A 23,926-nucleotide genomic window follows, 5' to 3' on the forward strand; every position below is an offset into this window, starting at 1 on the left:
ATATCAAAAAGATGAATTCTAGTGAAAATATTCACTTTCTAAGTATTTTAAGATACGCATATACTCAGCATTGATGATCGGCGATCGCACGACCTTTGGAGTCAGCTCACAAAATCGCATTGCTCCCAGTCAGTACTGCTGTATTCACAAAGCTTTCAGTATCGTAGCGGTAAGTATGCATTTCCTTAGACTGAAACGATACGCATATTATTCAAGATACCAAACAAAAAATCTAGAAACCAAGGTACTGAAAAAAACAGTACTTTTGACTAATTTGATCTCTAAAGAAAACCAATATAATGTTGAAATCAGTTTTATCAAAAAGGGAAAAGTTAAAAGGGAACTCTTAACGGGCAACTCGTAAAAACCTCGCCTCTTGTGGCGCGTTCGCGGTAGCGTCTCGTAGAGAAATAATCTGCATCGGGAGCAAGGCAGGTAAAAACCCTCTGCCGTTGTGTCTGGCTTGGTTTAATTGCGAATGGGCGAAAAAGCGAACTTGTACTCTTGCTAGTCGAATTCAGAGGGAACTCTTAACGGGGAACAGGCAACAGGGAGACCCACCCTTAAAAGGGGTGGGATTGAAAACTTGGACGCTGTTTTTCTTCTGGTGCGTCCGCTACGCGAACGTGCTACGCAAACTCGAAAAACATCCCTTTTTAAACTGGGCAATAACCCTGCAACTTTAGTTTTTAGGGAACAGGACACATTCTCTTCCCTGTTCCCTGTTCCCTGTTCCCTGTTCCCTTTCTTTGTAAGCCGAAGTATTGCGAATTGGTTTTCTCCTTTTCCTCTTACCTGAAATATCCTACAAAGATTCCCAAGATAAAACCAGTAACCAAAAGATAACGTTTTGTAACCCTTTGCAATCCTAACAAGGGTGACATAATGACTGCCAAAACTATATAAAACATTGCTTGATTTAGATCAGGAATGCCAAATTTGATGATTGCAGCAATCAATAAAGCAACACTTATCAAAATTTCAACTATGAGTTCAATTGTGTCCAATAGCTTCGGATTATACAGATAGCGCATCTCGTCATCTCTGATAATATACTACCATCCGACCGATAAATGCGGTCAGATTTTATCAAAAATCTCACCTGATTAGTAGATTGATTGAATAAAGATTATGATGATGATTTCACTCTTTATTGGTTAAGTAAATATGCTATAAATATTTTATCATGTTGTAATCGAAGTAACTCCAATGATTCGATTAGTAATTATTGAAGATGAACCTCTCCTCCGGCTTGGAATTAAGTCAGTCATTAATCAAGATGAAGATATGGAAGTGTGCGGGGAAGCTGACACTGGAACCGAAGGAATGAGGCTAGTTGAGCTTTTTAAACCTGATATTGCTTTAGTTGATATCGGCTTGCCAGATATCAGTGGCTTGGATCTCATTTATGACATTAAGACTCGGACTAATAGTAAAGTCATTGTGATTACTTATCACGCCAGCCAAGATATAGTCAATTTGGCACTGCAAAATGGTGCTGATTCCTATATTCTCAAAACGATGGATCTAGAATTAATTAAGCAAGCGATAAACGCTACTTATCGAAATAATTCTTTTATTGACCCGGAGATTGCTAAAAGAGTCTTTGAAAACTTTACTTGTCACAACAAGAAAATTTTGGACAAGAGGTACAGAGAACTGCCTACTCCTACAGAAATTAAAATCCTCAACTTAATTGCCTGTGGTTTATCTAATAAGGAGATAGCTGGTCAACTATTTGTTACAGTCAGTACAGTTAAGGGGCATAGCAGCAATGTTTTTTCTAAGTTAGGAGTTAGAGGTCGCGTTAATGCTATTCTTAAGGCTAAAGAACTCGGCTACTTAGAATCAGAAAATTTGAGAGCAATATAAACTACTTATTAGTTTTCTTTATCCGAATCAAGCAATATCCTTGTAGCCGGTTTTCTTGTTCACAGGCAGCGATCGCTGATTGGTTGTCTAACAATAACTGGTACATTTGTTTTCCTTGACTTGATTTTACCCATTTCAAAACCTTCATATCATTGGCTGACACTACAACTGATTGACTGACACCCAAATTTGAGACAACATTCCAAGTTGTCAGGGAACCTATAAGTGCCCCGATGGCCATTACCGCTGAGCAGATCGCTGATACAGACCAAAATCCCAACTGATCCTTACCAATTGGTGAGGTATTTAGGGTTGGTTGTTTGAGATTTTTCATCTCATCGCGTACAGCACTAGACACAACTGTATAGTGCATCGACACAGCTGCTTTGCTTGTGGATTCCAACTTCTGGTCAATCATTACTGCCCAGGCTTCAATCATTGCCTCCATTCGTGCTTGGAGGTCAATCATCGTTTCTTCGTATCTTCCCAAGGTTGCCATGATTTGAAACATCGGGTCATCTGGGGCAATTCCTAATTGATGGGACATTTGAGCTATGCGTTTTTGTTCTGCGTCAGAATATCCTTGTAACACTTCTTCTGTTTTCATCTGAAATTAGGGGTGTAGGGGTGTAGGGGTGTAGGGGAAAAATAATTATTGATGTACATATTTACCTCTTGTTTTCTAATGCGCGAATTAAAAGTAGTAAAAGTTTTTCAACCGAATCACATTGATTGAGAACAGTATTAAGTATTTGGGATGACTCTAACTCTACCCTGATTGCTAACAATAAATGTGTTCCTAATTCTTTAAGAGAACCTTGTGCTATATATAGGAACTGAATATATTCTCCAGGAGTTTTTCTACCATATCCCTCCGCGATATTGGCGGCAACAGATACAGCAGACCTCCGAATCTGTGAAGTTATCCCATAAACTTCTTCTTTAGGAAATGATTTAGTTGCTTTATAACAAATTTCAGCAAGATTCATTGCTTCTTGCCAGACTTTTAAATCACGATATGATTGCACTGGTGACTCTTTCATGTTTTTTTATACTGTATGTACGCTATTTCAGTCTGTATCTATTTTACTTACACCCTTACACCCCTAGTCATAAACCCAAATATTGAATAGCTGTATTATTACTTAAAACTGAATTATTAAAATTTTTAATCCAGTAGTAGATATAAGAGCGATAGACCAGATAAATCGAAGTATCTGTGTAACATAGAGAATATGGTTTACTTGTTCTCTCTAATGCTTCATAATGGTCACGATGCAGCGCCGATAATTCTATCTCAGTACCTCCAATCTGATGAAACTTAGTTTGAATTGATTCTTGATACTCGGAAAATCTGGTATCAAAGTAATGATTCTTTGCAACTACATAATTAGCATTATTAGTGGCAAATTTAATTAACTTGTCCAGAGAATTAACACAGTCTTTTCTGTGAGAAATGGGTTGGAGGAAAGTTAACTTCCATTCATACTCTCTTAAGAGGTCAAATAAGTCGGATTGGACAATGTACTGGCAAGTTTTATCTATGTACTGTCCTGGCATATCAACCAGAATGATATCAAGCTGATCATCGTTGAAGTTATTTAACATTTTATCGGTATCATCCCTAAAAAAATCTAGAGTTTCAATTTTTACGACTCTTTCATAAGCCTTTAATCTCTGGCGATTATCATGGTTATACACTTTGATTCTCTTGACTTGGTATTGGAACAAATCAATTAATAGTTTAGTGACTGTAGACTTGCCTACACGAGAGTCACCTACAGTGATTATCATCCGCTTAGGAGAGTTCGACACCATTTAAGCCTAGTAACACTTTTACTGGTTTAATCTCTTCTTTAAAAGTTCGTAACCAACTTGTGACTCGCCCTTTTACAGAAGGTAAATCCCTTTGCTCTATCCCTTGCTTAAAAGTTATACTATTTTCATCTAAATAGTCATAAGCGTGTGATATTAACTCTGGCATTGTGATCTCAATGTAGGGAATTTTTTGGGATGCCAATTTCTCCTTAATTTCTTTGACTTCTGTGGATTTTTCATATCGGGTAAATTCATCTGTTTCTCCAAAAAATAAATTCTTTACTACCACGTAATCTGCCTGATTCCCGCAAAAATTATGTAAGTCTATTAGCTGATTGATAGAATCCATAACACGGCTAATAACTACCACCATTGTGACGCGTATATCATAATCTTTCTCGGCTGTTTCTAGAAAATTCATTTCCATGAGAAATTTCTGCAAGATTCGCCGAGATTGTGGTGGCAATTCCAGTAAAAATAAAGATTCTGGTGGCGGGATGTCACCATATTCATCTGCATCTGGATTAATCATTTTTTTCAATCTGTCAAAAAACTGATCTATCTTTCCATTTCTAAAAATATCAAGTGGTTCTATATGGCAATATTGCCCGTAGAATCTTAGTAGTTGAGAATTGGAACTGTCTGCATCAAAACCTATGAATCTTTGTTGGGCATCTAGATATGTTTGCACAAGTCCCCTTGCAAAAGTAGACTTACCTACACCCCCTTTATCTCCGGTTACTATGACTAATCTGTGCGAGTATACTTGAGGAATTACTTGCTCATTTAATTCTTCTTTATTTGGATCTTCAGTAGTGGTGATGGGATCTGTCATCTTTTTCCTTCGCCTCATGATTAATCTTTACCAGTGGTTTGATTCCAGGATTTGGAAGTACAATACTAAATATTGCAGATTCCCAAAAATTGCTTTTTTAGTAGCAATAGAGTTGAAAGCTTGGATCATCAACCCTTGTTTGATAATTGTCATCCAATCAGGATTATGGGATTTTTTTAAATCGCTATATATCTCCATTTTTTGGACGAGCAATACATCCGAAAGTCCCCCAAATAATTGAAAGTATAACTCAATATTTTCTCTTTCTACTTCCCAAGGTGACTGAGATTTTAAATATAGGTAATGCCCGATTAACTGTTGTCTATAAAAATTAATTTGGTTAAAGAAGTATTCGGGATTTATATCTTTTCTAAAAATGGGCGCTATATTGCTTCTCACCCATTGCATAAATCGCCTAATTACATCAGCTTTCACTATCCCGCTCAAGGAATGAATAGCAAGAGCGTTCAAAGTGTTAACTGTAACTATTGAGCAGTTAATAGTTACAAATCGCTGATTGGTGGGAGCATTTATCAATGTTACTTTTTCATCGTTCAGCATTGGGGCAATTATTTGGAATACATCAACAGCAAATAACTCTAATCCACTTGGAGCATCTATGACTCGCACAATATTGTGCGAGTCATGCTCAAATTCCCAAAATTGCCACACTTCTACCATTTTTCTGCTAGGGAGAGCGATATATCAATTCGCAATTCGCTTTCACTATCTCACAAACAGCAATTCCAAAGGAATCGATAAAAGTACGAAAATAATCCGTACTTTCGTCTCTTGATTTTTTATCATTGTTATGCTTTGGTACGGTGATGCTATTTATGCAACAAGCGATGATGCTATTTATGCAACAAGCGATGATGCTATTTATGCAACAAGCGATGATGCTATTTATGCAACAAGCGATCGCAGAGTGCCGTTAACTTATCGTTTTAAGTTCCGTATTTAACGAAAATACCACAAAGCTAAAAGCATCCAATGGAACTATAGTCAGCCAGATATCCTTTTTCTGCCAGCATGATTTCCCCGTCGGCTGCAAAGACTTACGCGGCGTTGCCCTTGTTAGCTTCATAAAAAAGAACCAATGGTTCCCGAAAATTAATTTTAGAATCGTGAAATGAGCAACGTGAGCCGATGGCGCTCGGGAGCAGTGCTGATAAAATTTGAACCAATGGTTCCCGAAATTCAATTCCCATACATCATAATTGTGTTTAGCGACTCATTAAAGGATGATGATACTGAGTGTTGAGTTCTCGCCCACCTACTTAAATCAGTTATCAGTTACCAGTTATCAGTTATCACAGTTTGAGTCGGGGCGAAGATTGCTTTTTCAAATCTACCACTTGTAAGAAGTCTCTTACTTTACCAAGTATCTTAAAAACCCAATGCAGACGCAGGTACAAGAGCTAGACAAAATCGCTGACAAAATTAAAAAACTGTTCGCACTCAGTCAATCCCCCAACGAGATGGAAGCAAGCGCCGCTGCTGCTAAAGCTCAGGAGATGCTAACCCGGCATAATTTATCGATAGCATCACTCCACGATTCGACACCTCAACCCGTAGAAGAAGAAGTAATTAGCCAATTCAAACGCCTGATATCCTGGAAATTTATTTTACTAACGGGTGTCTGTTGGGGGAATTACTGCTCTGCTTTTACAAGGCGCTCCCGTAACGGATCTAAAATGATTATCTTAGGGCGAAAGGTGAATATAATCTCTACCCGTATTCAGTTTGAATATCTTGAACAAACTATTACACGATTAGCTTGCAAAACTCAAGGCGACCGCGCTTTTAAAAATGCCTTTAAGTTAGGTGCCGCCAATAGACTTATTAGTAGAATTATTGAAAATCGTGAACAACAGAAAAATGAAGGGATTGCTGGAAATAGTGAATCGGTTGCAGTACCTGCAATCATCGTGCGAGCGCTCTACTCGAAACTGGAATCTGAGCTAGAAGCATATCTCAAGAAAATGAAACTTAAAAGTTTCGCTAAACCATCAATTAGTTCACTTGACGGATATTTTTCTGGTGTATCGGCAGCTGACTCTGTTTCTCTTGATCGCCAAGTTAATAGTAGTCAACAGTACTATTTCCCCGGTTGATTCGGACGAAAACATGCTCCTAACAATAATTTACAAAAAAAGGGAACTCTTAACTCTTAAACCAATTCGCTTTTTCGCCCATTCGCAATGACGCTCTCTACGAGACGCTAAAAGCGAACGCGGACTCGCTAACGCAATTACGTGAAAGTAACGGGGATTTAACCCCGACACTTTCACGTGCTGCCTATATTGCTGGGGAATTAAACCCCCAAACTTTGTTAATCAATTTCATTATTATTCTTATTATTCCTAACAGAATTTTGAATGCGTGAATTTCATTAAATGGTCATGGGCGAAAAAGCGAACTTGTACTGAGCGAAGCCGAAGTATTGCGAATTGGTTTAAGCCATCCATTCAGTCCACTGTGGGGCATCTGCCACCAGTTGAGCAAATTTGTCAGGGCTTGCGTCTTCAAACTCCAGCATCACCCCACAACGCTCATCAATCGTCAGTGTACTGAGTAGTTCTTTTACAGCATCAACCCCATTCTCTAGACGTTCAATCGCTAACTGAGCATAATATTTAACCCGTTCCCACCAAGAATCACTGAGTGATGCCTCTGTGTCCATACCCCCCCAATTATTACTTCCATCTTTATTAAGGGGGGGTGTGGACGGCGGGTTAATCCCATACTGAGACTGCATTCTAGCTGCATGAGCCGCTTGGAGTTCTTGTTCCTGCTGGCGTTTCTTTTCCCTCTCCTCCCTCCCTTTCTGCCGATACTCCAATACCTTCTGAGCAAACTCGACATCCTCCGTATTGAGCCGATAATACCGAACCCGTTGACCATCTTCGAGTGGTCGGCGCGACTCAGTAGATAAACCCAGTTGCTCCAGATACTGTCCCAAAATCCACATCGGAGACTCCGATAGCGGGATGGTCAGATTGAGAATGCCTTTAACGTGAGAGGCATTGCGTTTAGAGAAGTCAGCCAAAGCCTGAATCATCGCCTCGTCGCCTTTAATCTCAACCCCAGCCATCAAATCGATCAACACCGCCCTGAGTCCCAGCCGATGACGCATCAGCCAAGACGTGGAATGATTACTCCAGTCAGTGCAGATGCTCAAACGTTCACGCTCTGATTTATCTCGCTGGGCTACAACAGGCGGCGGTGCAATAAGGTCATCGGTGATCATTTCCCCAGGCGTTGCCAATATAGCTTCAAGTGCGACAATCTTGCGTATCAGCTTCCCACCGTCATCTTTCTCCACCAATTCTGGGGTAACAGGCATCCCGTAAGTGTCCAGAATGCGAAACTTTTCACACTCCAAAACTTCTTCGGGTTTCAGGTAATCCTGATGCTGCCTAGCGTTGTAAGTCCTCCGGTCAATATCTTTAGCATTCGCCACCTTGCAAAAATGTTCCTCATCAATGGCAATCCCCGCAGCCTTCATCCACCGCGAGGCTCCCTCATCAGCACCATCTCCGGCAGAAACAATCCTATTGCCCATCTCCTCCAACAGCGATCGCAGATCAGAACGAAGATTATTAATCGACCAGTTGCGCTGTGCTTCAATTTGACAACTCGCATCTAATGCCCAGTCCTTCTCTGCACCACGTCTGCCCGTCTCGCGGTCAATGCGAATCAGAAAAGCAGTCATCTCATTTTTTTGAAGAATTTTCTCCTTAATCCGTCGTGCATTAGTTTCGGCATAACCAAAGGGAGGGCGCGGTGCAACCCAAACGTGCATGGGGACATTTGGACGATACCGCCATAATTGCTGGGCGCATTCTGTAGCTGATTGACTTACAGCATGAAACACACCGAATACTGCATCAAAATGATAGCTGGAAATGTCAACCCCTGTAGCGAGACTGGGAGTAATTAAAAAAACGTCGATATCAAGAATAGCAGTGTTAATCTCCCTGATAAAGATGACATTCTCCTCAGAGCCGCTATTTTCCGAGTGAATAGCCCACACCCGTAACTTGCGGTCTTCTTCTGATTCCGGTGTATCATCAGCGTTATCTATTGGTGTCCCACCATTCAAAGCGCGTTCTAATTTCTTGATAAACCGCTTGCTATCGCTGACCATCATCAACTTTTTACCCAGCATCAACTGAGCGTGAAACTCGGCTACCAATGCGCTGCTGTTTCGTCCCTCGTACCAAAAAACCTGACGACCACCCGAACGATATTGGTTTTTGATGATGAAAGGTTTTTCACCAACAGGACGCATCGAGGTGAAGAACTCGATAGTCAAATCATCGAGGTGAGCATCTGCCAACACAACCAGCTTGGCATTGTAAACCAAGTATTCCAGTACTTCGAGGATAGCCCCTCTATGTTCCTTGCAGGTCTTCGATTTGAGCAAGTGCGCGAGATACTGGCAAGCTTCGTCTATAAATAAAATGTCATAAGCCTGTAAATCATTCGCCATTTTATACAGTGAGTCTACCGTGATGCTGAGAGCTTTTGCTCTAGCCCAGTCGCCGCAAGAGATAGCTGAGTACATGGCAGTTTGTAGGCGATCGCTGAGGTTCTTCAGCAAAGTAACCCGATGCCCGTTGTTCAAAAAGCTCAAGTCTGGGTTATCTCTTCTGATGATTGCCAAAATTTCAGTCTTGCCAGTCCCCATATCAGAAGCCAAACCGACTAACCCAGATTGAGGCAGTGAGCGGATGACTGTGGAAAGATAGCGAGTATTAACTATGACATTGGGTTTGTATTTACGTAGTCCCCTAGCGCGATTGACGAAAAATCTTTGCTGGTACTCGTTTATGGTTAAAGCATCAGCAATCATGGTGGACACTGCTTTCTCGGCTTTCTTACCCAGTGCCACAACCCAATCGTCAATTCCTTTTTCGGGGCCAGGGAGTAGAGCTACTTCGCACTCTCCACCAAGCTGTATGATTGTTGCAGCAGTACGACGTGTAGCTTGAAAAATCTGGTGTTTGGTTTTAGGTTTTGTTTCGTAATCAAAAAGGATAACGAATTTGCGATCCTTTTGTGCGATTGGGACTAAATCGGGATGGAGTCGTTCTAAGTTTTCACTGCCAACCCGACCGTTCCAGATTCCAGGCAGAGCGATCGCTACATAGCCAAGAGTCAGCAAGCAACCTCCCTTCTTCTCGCCCTCTGTAAGGATTATAGGGATTTCCGGGTGTGCCATTACCCAAGCCCAGAACCCTAAAGCTTCACCTTCTTGGGTAACGGTGATTAGTTCTGGCATCGGCACGTCGTAGCGGAGGGACACCAACTTCCAGATATGGAGGGGAACTCTCAGGTAGGTAACGCGGTTGGGGGTTTTCGGCGGGGACTCGTACTTAACTGGTTTTTGGGTTTGCTCTTGGGTTTTTTTATCCCATTCGAGTCGTGGGTTGTCGGGTTTCATTCTTCCCCACTCCATCGCAAGCCAATCGTTATGAGGGTCAAGTCCACTAGCCCACCATGCACTGTTGATGTGAGCATATCGTTGTAAGTACCCGTCACGTAATCGCCCATCGTTTCGTCGAGCGGTGTGGGGTAGGGCATAGAGCAGGTACTCGTATATTTCATCCCCACTTAGAGAGCGGACATTTAGCTCGGTAAGTATGGGGTCAACGCCAGAATTGATAACCCATTCATGCCAATGCCTTTGTTCTAACTGACTATTGGGATTTTGATTGGTACGAGGCGCAACGCTGGGGGAAATAAAAGGAATTGGGGTAACTGCCGGAGGCAGGGGAGTAGGGAGCAGGGAGCAGGGGGGAGGATTGGTCGGAGTACAAGCTCCGTCCAATCCAGAGCGTCCTGGAAGCACGGGGCTTGATACCCATGTTCCCCCCTTCATTCCACGCCTCCAGGGCAGAGCTTGCTCCCCCCGCGAAGAGCCCCCTTGCCCCTCCGCCTCTTCGGTAAGGGGTAGAGAGCTTTTGGGAAGAACTGCCCCAAGCTCTGACTTTTCAAGTGCATCAATTATGTTGATCACATCAGCTGCATCACTTGGGTCTGATAGCGCAGGCGAAATTAGATGATGTTTTGTCAATTCGTGATCGTCAATGATCAAATCAAAAACAGATGCAACAGTTTGCTTGTTGAGAATTTCCCAAGTGATTTTTTGACGAGTATAGGGTTGTCTAGATTTGCCGTAATTGGCATCTAGTAAGCGCCGACGTTTTGATTCTCCCATGATTTAACTCCGATTAGTGACTGAATTTGAATCGAATTGCTATAAAAAAGAGGGGAAAGAGATGAACAGGTCGCCCATAATTTCACTCGGTTTTTACCTGACTCATAAAATTTGGATTATTTCGCCCATTTCCCCTTTCCTCCTTCCCCTTCTTCATAAAGGCGCAGGTATTTTGTCAGGGTTAAAGGAGTGAAAAAATCCTTTAACCCAAAACTTTCTCATCTGCCCCCTGTGTGTGGTCGAAACGTGAGATTAATACGTGTGCTAACGACTTTATTGGTCTTGGGAAGCTGGTGTAGATGTGTGGACTGGCAGCCGGGGTGCATAATCAACAAACTCCCGTGTTCGAGCCAAAAGTCAGTAGCTTTGCCATTTCTCGGTTTGATTTGAAACTTGCGACATGACCCCAGACTTACTGATGCGATCGCTGGGGATAGTCCCATCGAAGAATCAGTGTCAGCGTGCCAACCGATAGAATCCATACCTGTGCGGTACTGATTGCCGATGACGATACGGAACTTATAACCAGTTAGCGCAGTGATTCTGTCCCGCAAGTTAGCCAGATTGTCTGTCCAAGTCAGGGGTTTCAAAAACACGCTATTGGAGTAGAGATAGTCACAACCTTTGTCACCGTACAGGCACTCCAGGCGGGGGACGGGCATTGTTTTACCCGCTATACGTATTTGATTCTGTTGCCACTCCAGTTGTAGACAGTGTTGGTAGAGCGAGTTGGCAAGTTCCTGACTTAAGAAATCAGGGTAATAAGTGATAGGTAAAACTGGTGCTGATTCATTGAATAAATTGAGTTGTTGCATGGTATTTTCGACAAAAGTGTTGAATGTGTGCCTTGGGAGTTGCTGTTAGTTTTGACCCGTGGAGAAAACCTCAATTAACACACTTTCTGGATACAAACCGACTCGTCCAAAGCGTGGATCATGAATGCGCTCTATTTCGATACCTTGTTTTCGGCACAATGCACTTGCCTTTCGTCCTTTGGCACTCGCAACTTTTACCGATATTTCCAAACCTTGAAGATTGGCGAAACCGACAACACTGTATTTATGACCGCATGGTGTGTTTACTCTGTCTTGTTCAACTTCAACCGCTTTGAGTCTTGCCAAGATTTCAGTTTGCTGCTGTTGTTGCTCCAATAAATATTGTTCTTGCTCTGCCAAGTGTTTAGCTAGAGCTGCGAGTAACTGTATTTGTGTCATCGCAGTTTCATTATTTGAGGCAGGTTTAGTCCAGCCCAACTTATCTTGAATCCATGCCCGAATGCCGATAGTGTTGAATGAACGGCATACCAATCTGGCTTGAAGTGTGCAGTATCGCCCTGCATTGTAAGCGTAATATTCTAAGATGATTGCAATTCCTTTATCTGGGATTCCGACGGTTCTCCATCGCGTTAGGTCGGCGGCTTCAAAGCCTTGTAGGATAAGTTCTTTGGCTAATTTTGATGGTGCTAGGTCGGCGCTTGATTTCAAAGCTTTTCTGATCGATTCATCATCAACCCCAGCTAGTCTTGCAGTTGCTCTAACGCTGGCAAAAGAGTGACCATTAGAATCCACTTCAATCTCTTGAGAGATTTGTTCGATAATTTCGGCGATTTGAATTTGGGACATAATTTTCAGTTCTGTTATTAGAGAGAATTATTTCAATATCCGCACCAAGCTTTTTTCACCGACCAGCGAGAAACGATTCCATATAATCGGTGATTGAGTTAAGGTTGGCGACACCAATTCAACAAGGTAAAACCAAGAATTATTCACCAGAGCTATTCCCAAAATGAGACGTTGTTTTGCGTCATTGCCGTGAGAACATAGGATTACTTTTTGTCCCAAAACAAAAGCCGGTTTTGGCACGGGCAGAGTTACTAATTCTCCAGTCCCAATGATTTGATGTTGTGTGGTGTGAACAATTTCATTACGACAATCAACTGAATAAATCCAACATTCGTGTTTCCATTGAACACCGCAGCAGTAACCGAATGTTCTCGTGGTTCGGAGGTAGACTCTTTCTAGTAAATTGACTTCAACTGGTGGAATTGTTTTCCCCCAAGGAGGAGAAAGATACCAACTGGTTTTAAGCGCGTTAATGTTGTCAATCATGAGTTTTCCTCTTGTTGAGATAAAATTATTTTCAGTCGTTCAAAAACTAGTGCAGCGCATTGAGGGACAATGGCATTGCCCAGAGCCATCAACTGTTGTTTGTGTTGTCTTCTGATGCTTTGGTATTCTGCATAGAGTTGGCGATATTCTTCTTGGCAATAGAGCGGAAGTGCTGCAATCTCGCCACGACTGAGCCGATTGAAAGTGGGGATTGTGGCTGCGGTGAGCCAGCTATCAATCTCTGTGTGTGTAAGCAAACATCTGTCCAGAAGAGCGGGAAACCCATCATTGCCTCCACTAAATGAGGGTTGAGGGCGCGAGAAGTGGCTGTATCCAATCCGGCGGCTACATCCTTGAGATTGGGCGGACGCTGTTTGTTCAATTGGTAGGGGCTGCCGCTTTTCCAGTCGCCAGCAATTGGCGTGGGTAGCATCACCGCCGCCGATAGGTGCAACGTCTGTCCCGGCTTTCTCGTAGTGACTCCAGGATGTATCCCATCGGTCGCTTTGGGAGTTGGTAGCAATGAGCCAAACTCTTTCTCGCTTGTGGACAGCCCCCACTTGGGAAGCTGAAACAATTCCCCACTCGACATCGAACCCCATCTGGGCAAACTCCCAGAGTACCGAACGGAAAAATCCACCCGATTCAGCAGTGATGAGTCCGGGAACGTTTTCCACAATTGCCCAGTGCGGTCGAATCTCGCAAAGGATTCTTTTGAATTCCCCGAAGAGGTTGCGTTCATCAAATGATGCTTGACGTTTCCCCGCAAGGCTAAAGGGAGGGCAGGGGAGTCCGGCGATGATGCCGTCAACTTCTGTAACTCCGACTCTTGCCAAAGACTCAACTGTAATATCATGAATGTCCGAGATAATTGGAATTTGTGGGAATCGCAGATGTAGAACTTGTTGGCAGTATTGATTAATCTCGCAAAAAGCCACCGTTTCAAAACCGCCAGTAATTATATGACCGAGGGTGAAGCCGCCAATACCAGAGCAGAGGTCAAGGACTTTTTGAGTTTTAAAGGGAGTGATTTGTTCTGTCATGCTTTTCTCCCCAATAAATAATTAATGGCTTCTGGATCAAGAGAGGTAATACGTTTTTTAATTGATTGTGGTGGATGCTCAAGAAATTGTTTAAGATGCCATCTCCGAATTTGGTAATGTTTAGCAGAGCGTCTTGTAGCTTTCAACCATCCTCTTTTTACCCATCTGGTAACAGTTGAGAAATTCAATCGAAGAACTTGAGCTATTTGTTTTATAGTGTAGATTTCAGCTTTCACCTCAATAATTTTTAGCTCTTGTTCAGTCCATTTTGTATGCATCTGATTACCTCCCCTTAAGATGCAGGTTTAGTAGAATGTTCTTGGACAATTCGAGCGCTGACTGATTCAAAGTCCACCTGAGCAATCTTCAAATCAATCAGCATCTCACCACTGTTATAGAGGTCTGTAATGTGCTGCTTAATTGCCAAATCTGACAGCCCATCAGGAATAGTTATCTGTGCTTCACTGATGATTTTATCTACTACTGTGACTATGACTTTCATGGTTTAATTCCTCTGTGATTAATTCAGGATTCAGAAATAAAACTTCTTCTGAATCCTGACAACTGAATTACACTGCCCCAGTTTTCACCGCTTGCACCTGTTGCATCCATGCGCTGATTGCTGTTAACTCATCAGCACCATTCGTCACTGCATCAATCACCTGCTTTTTATAAGAAGATTCAGCATCCTTGGGAGATTCACACTTGTCTGATGCCCAAGCCAAACACATTGTTTTTATCAGTTCATCAATCTTGCTGATATCTAGCTGACTGGGATTACTAACATTTTGAAATTCCAACCATTCTTTGATTAAATCAAGTGGATAATCAAGCAAAGTGCGAATCTGTTTTACTCGTATGTCAAGTGTGTGTACTGGTTGTGGAACTACGCTAAGTTTTGGTGTAGATGAAGTGCTACCCAAACGGACTTGAATGTCATGAATGATGCTTGCCCAATCAGCATCTTTATCCCACTCCCTACGAAGTCGGACTTTAGTTACTGCATCATAAAGCCGACAAAACACTACGTTTTCTTCCCCAGCAGCAACAGAAATGATTAGCGGTTTATCAAAATCTGGAATTTGGGATGCAGCTAAGAGGAATGTTTTAGAAAAGTTGGTTTCTATGCCAGTTCTCACAATGTAGATTTCATCGGCTCTGACAACAATGTCTAACTTAATGTTGTCCTTGCCTTTAAATTCTTTCGCTGTTAATCTCAGTTCTGATATGTAACCAGTCAGCCCTCTTTCTAAAACAGGAATCGTTTTATCCTTATCGATGTTGTAGTGATACCATAAGTAAGATTCACCACTTAACTCGCCGTTTTTGACGTAGAGATAAATCGGTTCAGGGGGTTGGCATAAACCTAGTTTGATTTCAGTAGTCATGTTTTTTGGTGTGATAATTAGTGGTTTGTACTGTCATCTGTTTTCTAAACAGAATCTTGCCGATTCCGGTCTATTTCCCATTGCAAATAAGTAAGCGCAGTTTGGGCATCAGCAATGTTTAAATCAGGGCTATATCCCTCGTCCAGCAATTGCTTGTAGTCTTGATGCCAAGCAATAAGGGATATCAGGGTTTGGGCAATTTCAAGTAATTGGCTGAGATTGGGGTTAGACATTTCAAAGCCGAGTCTGGAACATAAATCTCTGGCTTTTACACCGATGGTTCCTGGTTCAATTTCTGTGGTTAACTCTTTAAGTAGAGATTGAAAACTAGGATGTTCATCGTTAATTTCAATCTCAAATAAACCTGCACTCTTTGTAACGGTGGTTGCCCAATCGGGTAAAGTTTGTGGAATGGTTTTAGTGTAAAGTTTCATGATTTTTCTATAGGATTAACAATCCTCTGCAATCTCCAACAAAAAGCCGCATCCAGTGTTTTGTACTTGCACCACTTCTCTATCCAGCAGTGTTTGAATAACTGAGTTTGAGACTTGGAATTGAAGAGAGTGCAATGGAACGCAACCACCACAAAGTTGAAGTAAACGTAGTAAATGATTGGCTCTACGGTCAAAGTTGCTGTTTCCTCCTTTAGGCATTTGTGAAACCTCCAGTCATTGCGGCTAACTGTTGTTGAAGAATTGCTGTTTGGTACTGATAAAACTCAATCTCTGCGGTGATTTGTGAGACTAATTCCTGCGGAGAGAGCGTTTGAATTTGATTCTCTTCAAAGTGGAATAATTCGTCAGAATTTTTTCGATGCATCAGCGCATAGCGCCACCCATGACCAAATTGTTCGGCTAATTCAGTACCGTTTGGGTAGTACTGAAGGCCCAGAATGATGCCCTGTTGTGTGCGTTGATTCAAAGCAAAGCGGGGATATTCCCAATGTTTGGGTATCGTAATTGTGGGTTGCATTGATTTAATTGCAATGAAGGGAAATAATCGGAGTAAGGGGTAAAGGGTAAAGGGGAAGGGAATGAAGAAATTTCCCTTTAACCGTTCCCCTTTAACCTTTTCCCAGGCGAAGCCCAAGAATTACGCCACTACTAGTTCAAAAACTCGTTTATACTCCCGTAAATACTGCCATTCTTCGGGGTTAACATCTCAAATGGGCGATTTAACAATTCTGTATGGCGTGGGGTTTGTGCCACTGCTAACCGCCACACAGCAACAAGCGCAGACTGGCAAAGGACGCGCTCCTGCTCTGCTGCACCCACTACCCACCAAGTACCGCCACTGAATCCGACTTCGCCCAGTTTCATCTCGTTGTTGTAAATCCCATCGTGGAGGATTTCAAAGCCGTATTTCTCGCACTCGTTTAAAATCTCCGCCATGATTGCGTTCTCAGTAGGGGAAGAGGACAAGGAGCAGGGAGCGGGGTGCATGGGAGAGAATCTTTCCCCCTTGCACCCTGCGCCCTGCCCCCCTGCCTCTTCTTGTACTGGTAGTGTGCCGTCTTTGTAGTGTGAGCAGATGTAATGATGACAAAGTATGTTCGTAGAAGCACGGTGGACTTCCTTGTTGTTCACCATCACCACCCAAGGTCGCGTTAGGTCGTCGTCGTAATGGATTGCGGCGATCAACTTATCCCCGGCATAGTATTCGTGGTCGTAGAACGAGATTTCGATGGGTGTCAGTGGTACCTTTGCAGGGGTGATGAATTTCTCAGGGTGGGCGGACTGGTGAGCGATGATTGCGTTTATCCACGTTTCACTACCTCTTTTGTCTCCGGTGGGTGTTACGCCTAATTCGGCAGCGATTGTTTTCAGGCGCGGGAGGTTGTAGCGTCGAAGGGCAAGGTGTGTGTAGGTTCGATGTGTCATAATTGATATTCCTGCCTCGGCAGGGGTTAGGTTTTCACAAAGGGCGATCGCTTGGTTTGCGAGACTGGGGCGGTCGTCTTTTGTTATTCTATAATAACATGAAGCTAGTATCGCGTCAACAGCTAAATAGTATCGCAAATTCCTGTTATCATATGATGGTAGTATTAAGGGCATGAAATTGCGAACAAAACTACCAGAGTTGATGAAGTCCAGAGGATTAGACCAAAAAACCCTAGCAGCACAAACAGGGCTTAGTCCCACCACTGTAGGGAAGCTTTACCGTAGCCATTTTGACCGCATAGATAACCACACGGTCACGACGCTGTGTAAGTACTTTGGGTTAAGAAAACTAGATGATTTAATCGAAATCATCTGGGAAGAAGATGATATCGAAGGTAGGCAAGTGTGAGTATAATTACACCCGAATCAATCTTTTATCTTTGCTGTCACTTGCGTAATCGCAACACAAACGACTTTGAGCAAATGCCACTGAGCTAAAAGAGGTGGAATTATGGCTAAACCATCCTCTAAGCGCAAAAAATCCACCTCTGCCACATCCAGGGACAGCACACCACCAGACGACCAAGACCTTGAGGATATCTCCCAGCAAAAAGACCCAGGTTCAGCAACGATTACGGTTAGTGCTGTTGAGGTTGAAGAGTTAAGCTCAGAAGAACAACGCGATCGCCAGCATCTAGAGCGCCGTGTGGAAAGAGCAGTTTTTGAGGCGGGAAAGGCGTTGGCAGAATTGAGGGACAGGAGGCTATACCGTTCGACGCATAAAACGTTTGAAGAATATTGCCACGATCGCTTTGGTTACAGCCGCCGACAGCCTTACCTTTTGATGGACGCAGCTATTGTTTTTGATAATTTACTTGAAAAATGTGATCCATTGGATCAAGTTTTGCCCACTAATGAGCGCCAAGTCCGACCCATGACAAAGCTTGAACCCCAACAACAGCAACAAGTGTGGCTAAGAGCAGTCGAACTTGCTGGGGGGAAAGTGCCGACTGGTAGAATTGTGAAAGATGTGGTGCAAAGGATCATGGAACGCACGAGAGTACCCAATACCTACCCAATACTGCTCGGTTAAGCATTTTTAACTCGGCATTGGGTTTGGGGAAAAGGTTAAAGGGTAAAGGTTAAAGGTTTTTTCTTTCCCCTTCCCCCTTCCCCTTTTCCCCTTAACCGACAAGTATTGAATACCTACCAAATCGGCGAAGTGTGCCAAATCGTAGTCAAAGACAACCCGGAACTCAGAGGCAAGGGTGGGTGTTGGGGGATTGTCAGCCAAGTAAATGAGTTCAGTTGCACCGTGAGCTGTACGTTCGCTCATTTTTGAAGGGAGAGAGGAATTAATGCCTTGAGGGAAAAGCCTTGCGGGGTATTTTCTAACCCAACGGGATTATGCGTCAGTAATCAAGGTAGTCTAGGAAGCATCTGAATGATTCAGGTGCGGGTATGGTGGAAACAGTGGAAATACATTCTGAGCGAATTGATGATATTCCTGTGATCGTGGAATGGCTGAAACAGATGGAAATAGCCAAATGTATTGACCAAAAACTCACTCCACCACACGGAAACCACAAAGGATTGAGCTACGGAAAATTGAGTGTATTGTTATTAACATATATAATTACGCAGTCAGACCAGCGCCACCCTTGAAGGTAATGGAGCCGATGACCCGTTATATTTTCCCACTTGGCAAAAAATGGCGAAAGTCATTGGGCACAAAAAGTTTGTCTTCGTTGCCGATTGTAAAGCCTCTGCAATTGCAACTCGCGCCCAAATTGCAGCAAATGGAGGTGTTTATTGCTTTCCTGTATCGATGAGTGGGCAACACCCACAATATCTAAGGAGAGTTCAACAAATTCTCAGACGTTTGCTGGAGTTTAAAAAATAATCGTTGTTGTTTGACGTTCTCACCGCCCTAGAAGTGCGGTAAGAACGTCAATAGAATACTTAAATTTACGTTGCATCTGGTGGTTTTGCGTCGACTTTTTTGACTTGGTACTTTATTGATTACTTTGCCCCTAGCGACACTTTCGGTAACACTACCCCAGCTACTAAAAAACTAGAAATCATACATAAAATTCCGTATTTTTAGAGACATTTTTGCGAAAGAATCTGAAGAATTTGTAAAGATACCTATTTAACATACACATCTTAGTAGTATATTAGCCATGTAGTATATTGTCCAAATGTTGAAACATTCTCTATTTTCAAACTACACACCTACGGGAAATAGCTCACAAGGAGGGTATCAAAATCTTTTTCCCGCTCAAGAGTCAACTATAGTTGCTACGTACAAGCCAAGTCTTAAGGACTTGCAAATAAAAAAATACTCAACTACTGATTGTGGGGTGGGTCGAAAAGCCCGCCTTTGTATATAGCCAAGATGCGCAGCCTACAAGATTGGATAATTTATTTGTTGTCAGTCCCTTAAGCAGAGTCTTAGAGGATGTTTAAAAAGTCCTTTTGCCGGTATAAAAAGTCTTAGCTTTCTCAAAGTCCCCCGATAAATTGGGGGACTTTAAATCAGTGAACAGTGAACAGTGAACAGGGCGGGGATTTGACCCCGACTGAAACACGCCAGTTTGAGAAATCCGGGTCTAACTCCCAACGGAAAAATTAACTGATAACTGATAACTGATAACTGATAACTGTTGACTCCGGTTCCCCCCTTTCTTAGGGGAGACCCCAAGTGGAGCGACTGGCGTGGGTTAGGGAGGATTTTTATACAACTTGAGACCTTTTCAAACAACCTCTTCGAGAAACATTACTGATCCTCAATGGTGAAGTATAAAGTATGCCGAAAAGCTCAAAAAATTTCGGCGGGTTATTTCCAAAAACAGCACAAACAGCATTTTCAGAACTGAAGTTACAGAAAAAATCGATTCAGCTAGATAAAAATTATGGCAAACATCACTGGAACCAACGGTAACGATACTTTAAAAGGCACTAACACCTGGGAGAACATTAACGGAAAAGCAGGCAATGATACCATCATTGCTTCGGGGGGCAAAGATACCCTTACAGGTGGCGGTGACAATGATAAATTTGTTTACAAAGATGACTACAACAACTACTCCAACCACAAGACTGATACTATCACCGATTTCGGTCGAATCGCTGAAGGAACAAACTCCACAGCAGCAGTTATTGCCGAAGTGGACACCCTAATATTCCAGAGCAATGGCTTGACTGTCCAAAATCTGCTGCTGGCCCAGAATGCCAATAATCTAGAAATCACCTTTGAAAAGGGGAGTACTCTCAAAGTCATCTTGCAAAACTTTGCTCTGCAAAACCTAAATAACCCAAGCTTAACTACAGGAGGCACTTTCGGCTTAGGTAATATAGAGTTTGATAACCAGACTAGCATCACCAAGAGCTTTGATGTCTTCAATGCCGACTCCATCCAAACCACTATCTTCAGAAAAAACACAGTCACCTTCCTTAACGAGTTGAACAATAATGTTAGCGGCTTTGATAACTCCAATGATGTGATCAATGGTCAGGGGGGTAATGACAAAATCGATGGCAAAAGTGGCAACGACATACTGAGAGGTAGCGTGGGGAATGATACCCTCATTGGTGGTGCTGGTAACGATACATTGAGGGGTTATACCGGGAATGACTCCCTCAAGGGTGGTATTGGTGACGATCGCTTGTATGTTGACGTGTATGTTGACGTGTATGTTGACGCTTCATTAAGCAATAACTTCCTCTCTGGTGGCGCTGGTAATGATATCCTCACAGGTGGTTACGGTGACGATACGCTCTCTGGTGGCGCTGGTAATGATATCCTCACAGGTGGTTACGGTGGTTACGATGACGATGCGCTCTCTGGTGGCGCTGGTAATGATTATCTTGACATTTCTGGCGAATACTACTTTGCATATTTAGGCGATTCGTATAATAGTATATCAAGAGGCAATAACAGCCTCAACGGGGGCGCTGGTGACGATACATTGAGTGCTGGGGGTAGTTATGGCAATAATCTGCTGTACGGCGGTGATGGCAATGATTTTCTTGACATTTCTGGCGAATACTACCGTGACCAGGGCAGCGTAGTATACGAAGAGAGGGACTCTCGTGCAGCAGGCAATAATACCCTCTCTGGAGGCGCTGGTAACGATACATTGAATGCTGAGGATACAACCGGTGATAACCTGCTCTCTGGAGGCGCTGGTAACGATACATTGAATGCTGAGGATACAACCGGTGATAACCTGCTCTCTGGTGGTGCGGGAAATGATTTTCTTAACATCTCCACTGGCGATCGTGGCAATGATACCATCGATGGAGGTAAGGGTGACGATTTGTTAAGAGTCGATTATAGCTCTTCTACAGAGAGGATTATAACGACAATCGATGTTACTACTAACATTGGAGTAATTACACAGGGCACTAATCTGGTTCGCTACAAAAATATCGAACGATTAGATATTAATGGTACAGAATACGATGACTATATTGTGGGGAGCAATGGCAATGATACGCTCTCTGGGGCCGATGGTGGTAATGATACCATCGATGGAGGTAAAGGTAACGATTTGTTAAGAGTCGATTATAGCTCTTCTACAGAGGGGATTATAACGACAATCGATGTTACTACTAACATTGGAGTAATTACACAGGGCACTAATCTGGTTCGCTACAAAAATATCGAACGATTAAATATCTATGATACTGCTTTTGATGACTTAATTGTGGGGAGCAATGGCAATGATACCATCTATGTGGGCGGTTTTTACGATGTAAGCTTCCGACCAGAGAGCGATGGTGGCAATGATACCATCGATGGGGGTGTAGGTGACGATTTATTGGCAGTTAATTACGTTAATGACTATGGCTTCTATAGGACTGGCCCTAATGAGGGAATGACAACGACTTTCAATGCTACTACTAATATTGGCTCCATTACAGCCGGCGCAAAGTATCAGGTTAGCTACAAAAATATCGAACGATTCAATATCTCAGGTACAGACTACGATGATTTAATTGTGGGGAACAATGGTAACGATACGCTCTCTGGGGGCCTGGGCAATGATACCCTGACAGGTGGCAATGGTAACGATACGCTCTCTGGGGGCCTGGGCAATGATACCCTGACAGGTGGCAATGGCAACGATAACCTGTATGGAGGATATGGTAATGATAGCCTAATTGGAGGTTCTGGTACTGATACCTTTGCGTTCGGTTATGGTTACGATCAAGGAATTGATACTATTTATGATTTCAACGCCACTAATGAACTGATTCAGGTATCAGCTGCTGATTTTGGTGGCGGGTTATCAATCGGTTCACTTTCAGCGACTCAGTTTACCATCGGAACATCTGCAACCACTAGCGCCGAGCGATTTATCTACAACAGCGCTACGGGTGGACTGTTCTTTGACAGTGATGGCAGTGCGTCTGAGTATGCTCAGGTACAATTTGCTTTAGTTACTACTGGATTATCCCTAACCGAAAAGAATTTTGTGGTTGTTGTAATTTGAATTAGCGCACCATCACTGAAGCGACACTGATTGTGAGGTGCTTAAAATAGCACCTCGTATTACAGTACAACGATTATCAATTTGAGCGTACGCTCTTCGTAGTGAAAATCAGTAGATTGATTGAGTTTTTGTGAAGCGATTTTGAAGAGTCAGCGATCGCCATAGCATTAACTCAATCAATTGCAACTTAGGGCAGATATACAGAAATCTTATACCCCACATTCCGCACTTCAAAATGTATTATCTCTATTTTCAATAAAAATTCCTAATAATGTTCAAATTATTAAGTATTAATATTGAATTCTATTGTTAATTTATGTTGTTGTTTTAACCATCATCAAACAGGTTTTGGAAATATACGCGTATTACACGATGAAGTGCGGAAAGCCGATTATACTGAAACAGAATCATCTTATAAAGTTCAAGTCAGAACATCAACCACATCAATTGCCCCTTTCATCGGGGCATTTTTTTACTTGGAGTACTCTTAATTCGTCTCTATGAGAATACAGGACAAGTGACTCCAAAAGATCACGGGGGTGGAGCGATCGCTAAAATTCCAGTGGAAGATTTACCATTAGTGCAGCAGTTAGTGGGGCGTGAGTATCAATGGATGCTGTTGGCGAAAGTGTTACAAACGCATAAACAAAAGTGTTACAACTAAAAGCCGTAACGACAGATTGAAGGTTTGAGCTTACGTAATACCTCAAGATACAACTAAGTATTATATTCGCCAACAGTATCCATTGATACTCACGCCCCGATATTGGCGCAGAGATTGCAGAACTGCTTGGTTAAACCAATTCGCTTTTTCGCCCATTGGCTTTTTCCGAGAAAGTGACTCTTATTTAGACCCCGACACTTTCAGGCGCTGCCTTCATTAGGCTCTTGACTTAAACCCCAAAAGTTCGTTAAAAAGTACGCGATCGCTATCCTTGCACGAAAGAATCAGGTTTCTAGGCTCCATCTGGAAACCCACCTTCTAGATAAAGTTTAAATTAGCAGTGTTGGCAAACAAAAGATGTCTGTGATCAAGAACACATAGTTGGTGATTGAGATAACTATATTATTTTGCCGAGATGAATATGGGGAACCATTCCTCCTTTTCCACATCCCGTGAAAAGTTTGGACTTTGGACAAAAAAGAAGTGTTCGCGTTTGATTTACGCGAACTTACAATCTACGCATCATAAATTACCCCAGTTATTTTTCAAACTGAGTCCAACTGAGTTAAACGCCTAAAGCCTAAGAAA

Annotated in this window: 27 protein-coding genes; 9 read left to right on the plus strand and 18 right to left on the minus strand. The window is 42.6% G+C overall.

Annotation, left to right across the window (positions count from 1 at the left end):
- Nucleotides 1-791 precede the first annotated feature (791 nt).
- On the minus strand, nucleotides 792-1,034 hold the full coding sequence (locus LC605_RS19905; RefSeq protein WP_229549246.1) for a hypothetical protein: 243 nt from the start codon (nucleotides 1,032-1,034) through the stop codon (nucleotides 792-794).
- Nucleotides 1,035-1,209: 175 nt separating this feature from the next.
- Here LC605_RS19905 and LC605_RS19910 point away from each other — a divergent pair, with 175 nt between their 5' ends.
- Nucleotides 1,210-1,872 carry a response regulator transcription factor gene (locus LC605_RS19910; RefSeq protein ID WP_229549247.1) on the plus strand — a complete coding sequence of 221 codons (663 nt, stop codon included), beginning with the start codon at nucleotides 1,210-1,212 and terminating at the stop codon, nucleotides 1,870-1,872.
- A gap of 1 nt (nucleotide 1,873) precedes the next feature.
- On the opposite strand, the gene LC605_RS19915 is transcribed toward LC605_RS19910, so the two are convergent.
- The 5 genes from LC605_RS19915 to LC605_RS19935 all read right to left on the minus strand — a co-directional run bounded on the left by LC605_RS19915 (nucleotide 1,874) and on the right by LC605_RS19935 (nucleotide 5,206).
- Complete coding sequence (locus tag LC605_RS19915; RefSeq protein WP_229549248.1) at nucleotides 1,874-2,479, minus strand: DUF6753 family protein; 606 nt, start codon at nucleotides 2,477-2,479, stop codon at nucleotides 1,874-1,876.
- Between the two features lie 61 nt (nucleotides 2,480-2,540).
- Nucleotides 2,541-2,915, minus strand: coding sequence for a four helix bundle protein (locus tag LC605_RS19920; RefSeq protein WP_229549249.1), 375 nt, complete (start codon nucleotides 2,913-2,915; stop codon nucleotides 2,541-2,543).
- 67 nt (nucleotides 2,916-2,982) lie between these two features.
- Nucleotides 2,983-3,666: a hypothetical protein gene (locus LC605_RS19925; RefSeq protein ID WP_229549250.1), complete on the minus strand. Its 684-nt coding sequence runs from the start codon at nucleotides 3,664-3,666 to the stop codon at nucleotides 2,983-2,985.
- A 4-nt stretch (nucleotides 3,667-3,670) separates the two neighbouring features.
- Nucleotides 3,671-4,525, minus strand: coding sequence for a hypothetical protein (locus LC605_RS19930; RefSeq protein ID WP_229549251.1), 855 nt, complete (start codon nucleotides 4,523-4,525; stop codon nucleotides 3,671-3,673).
- Between the two features lie 27 nt (nucleotides 4,526-4,552).
- A complete protein-coding gene (locus tag LC605_RS19935; protein WP_229549252.1) occupies nucleotides 4,553-5,206 on the minus strand; it encodes a hypothetical protein in 654 nt (217 codons plus the stop codon).
- Nucleotides 5,207-5,925: 719 nt separating this feature from the next.
- Between LC605_RS19935 and LC605_RS19940 the strand changes: the two genes are divergently transcribed.
- Complete coding sequence (locus LC605_RS19940) at nucleotides 5,926-6,642, plus strand: DUF2786 domain-containing protein (protein WP_229549253.1); 717 nt, start codon at nucleotides 5,926-5,928, stop codon at nucleotides 6,640-6,642.
- A 341-nt stretch (nucleotides 6,643-6,983) separates the two neighbouring features.
- On the opposite strand, the gene LC605_RS19945 is transcribed toward LC605_RS19940, so the two are convergent.
- The 12 genes from LC605_RS19945 to LC605_RS20000 all read right to left on the minus strand — a co-directional run bounded on the left by LC605_RS19945 (nucleotide 6,984) and on the right by LC605_RS20000 (nucleotide 17,173).
- A complete protein-coding gene (locus LC605_RS19945; RefSeq protein WP_229549254.1) occupies nucleotides 6,984-10,754 on the minus strand; it encodes a plasmid replication protein, CyRepA1 family in 3,771 nt (1,256 codons plus the stop codon).
- Between the two features lie 218 nt (nucleotides 10,755-10,972).
- Nucleotides 10,973-11,569 carry an alpha-ketoglutarate-dependent dioxygenase AlkB gene (locus LC605_RS19950; protein ID WP_229549255.1) on the minus strand — a complete coding sequence of 199 codons (597 nt, stop codon included), beginning with the start codon at nucleotides 11,567-11,569 and terminating at the stop codon, nucleotides 10,973-10,975.
- Nucleotides 11,570-11,614: 45 nt separating this feature from the next.
- Nucleotides 11,615-12,376: a hypothetical protein gene (locus tag LC605_RS19955; protein WP_229549256.1), complete on the minus strand. Its 762-nt coding sequence runs from the start codon at nucleotides 12,374-12,376 to the stop codon at nucleotides 11,615-11,617.
- A gap of 27 nt (nucleotides 12,377-12,403) precedes the next feature.
- Nucleotides 12,404-12,862: a DUF1392 domain-containing protein gene (locus LC605_RS19960; RefSeq protein WP_229549257.1), complete on the minus strand. Its 459-nt coding sequence runs from the start codon at nucleotides 12,860-12,862 to the stop codon at nucleotides 12,404-12,406.
- Nucleotides 12,859-13,905 (minus strand): DNA cytosine methyltransferase, encoded by a 1,047-nt coding sequence (locus LC605_RS19965; protein ID WP_229549258.1) that lies wholly within the window; start codon nucleotides 13,903-13,905, stop codon nucleotides 12,859-12,861. The genes LC605_RS19960 and LC605_RS19965 overlap by 4 nt, the downstream gene beginning before the upstream one ends.
- Nucleotides 13,902-14,183 carry a helix-turn-helix domain-containing protein gene (locus LC605_RS19970; protein ID WP_229549259.1) on the minus strand — a complete coding sequence of 94 codons (282 nt, stop codon included), beginning with the start codon at nucleotides 14,181-14,183 and terminating at the stop codon, nucleotides 13,902-13,904. The genes LC605_RS19965 and LC605_RS19970 overlap by 4 nt, the downstream gene beginning before the upstream one ends.
- Nucleotides 14,184-14,197: 14 nt before the next feature.
- A complete protein-coding gene (locus LC605_RS19975) occupies nucleotides 14,198-14,407 on the minus strand; it encodes a hypothetical protein (protein WP_229549260.1) in 210 nt (69 codons plus the stop codon).
- 67 nt (nucleotides 14,408-14,474) lie between these two features.
- The gene (locus LC605_RS19980; protein WP_229549261.1) at nucleotides 14,475-15,293 is read right to left on the minus strand and encodes a hypothetical protein; all 819 of its coding nucleotides are present in this window, start codon (nucleotides 15,291-15,293) and stop codon (nucleotides 14,475-14,477) included.
- A 44-nt stretch (nucleotides 15,294-15,337) separates the two neighbouring features.
- Nucleotides 15,338-15,727 (minus strand): hypothetical protein, encoded by a 390-nt coding sequence (locus tag LC605_RS19985; protein ID WP_229549262.1) that lies wholly within the window; start codon nucleotides 15,725-15,727, stop codon nucleotides 15,338-15,340.
- A 15-nt stretch (nucleotides 15,728-15,742) separates the two neighbouring features.
- Entirely contained in the window at nucleotides 15,743-15,946 is a 204-nt protein-coding gene (locus tag LC605_RS19990) for a hypothetical protein (protein ID WP_229549263.1), read from the minus strand.
- On the minus strand, nucleotides 15,939-16,265 hold the full coding sequence (locus tag LC605_RS19995) for a hypothetical protein (RefSeq protein ID WP_229549264.1): 327 nt from the start codon (nucleotides 16,263-16,265) through the stop codon (nucleotides 15,939-15,941). Before LC605_RS19995 ends, LC605_RS19990 begins: the two co-directional genes overlap by 8 nt.
- A 131-nt stretch (nucleotides 16,266-16,396) precedes the next feature.
- Nucleotides 16,397-17,173 (minus strand): hypothetical protein, encoded by a 777-nt coding sequence (locus tag LC605_RS20000; protein WP_229549265.1) that lies wholly within the window; start codon nucleotides 17,171-17,173, stop codon nucleotides 16,397-16,399.
- A gap of 172 nt (nucleotides 17,174-17,345) precedes the next feature.
- Here LC605_RS20000 and LC605_RS20005 point away from each other — a divergent pair, with 172 nt between their 5' ends.
- From LC605_RS20005 to LC605_RS20035, 7 genes are all read left to right on the plus strand, one after another.
- Entirely contained in the window at nucleotides 17,346-17,582 is a 237-nt protein-coding gene (locus LC605_RS20005; protein WP_229549266.1) for a helix-turn-helix transcriptional regulator, read from the plus strand.
- Between the two features lie 102 nt (nucleotides 17,583-17,684).
- Entirely contained in the window at nucleotides 17,685-18,266 is a 582-nt protein-coding gene (locus LC605_RS20010; RefSeq protein WP_229549267.1) for a hypothetical protein, read from the plus strand.
- A 368-nt stretch (nucleotides 18,267-18,634) separates the two neighbouring features.
- Complete coding sequence (locus LC605_RS20015; RefSeq protein ID WP_229549268.1) at nucleotides 18,635-18,838, plus strand: hypothetical protein; 204 nt, start codon at nucleotides 18,635-18,637, stop codon at nucleotides 18,836-18,838.
- A gap of 46 nt (nucleotides 18,839-18,884) precedes the next feature.
- Entirely contained in the window at nucleotides 18,885-19,076 is a 192-nt protein-coding gene (locus LC605_RS20020) for a hypothetical protein (RefSeq protein WP_229549269.1), read from the plus strand.
- Between the two features lie 906 nt (nucleotides 19,077-19,982).
- On the plus strand, nucleotides 19,983-20,117 hold the full coding sequence (locus LC605_RS33045; protein WP_267868604.1) for a hypothetical protein: 135 nt from the start codon (nucleotides 19,983-19,985) through the stop codon (nucleotides 20,115-20,117).
- A complete protein-coding gene (locus tag LC605_RS20030; RefSeq protein ID WP_267868605.1) occupies nucleotides 20,089-22,674 on the plus strand; it encodes a calcium-binding protein in 2,586 nt (861 codons plus the stop codon). Before LC605_RS33045 ends, LC605_RS20030 begins: the two co-directional genes overlap by 29 nt.
- Before the next feature lie 517 nt (nucleotides 22,675-23,191).
- On the plus strand, nucleotides 23,192-23,338 hold the full coding sequence (locus LC605_RS20035) for a hypothetical protein (RefSeq protein WP_229549270.1): 147 nt from the start codon (nucleotides 23,192-23,194) through the stop codon (nucleotides 23,336-23,338).
- The last annotated feature ends 588 nt before the right edge of the window (nucleotides 23,339-23,926 follow it).

The sequence above is a fragment of the Nostoc sp. CHAB 5836 genome (genome assembly GCF_020829445.1).
Taxonomy (GTDB): domain Bacteria; phylum Cyanobacteriota; class Cyanobacteriia; order Cyanobacteriales; family Nostocaceae; genus Nostoc.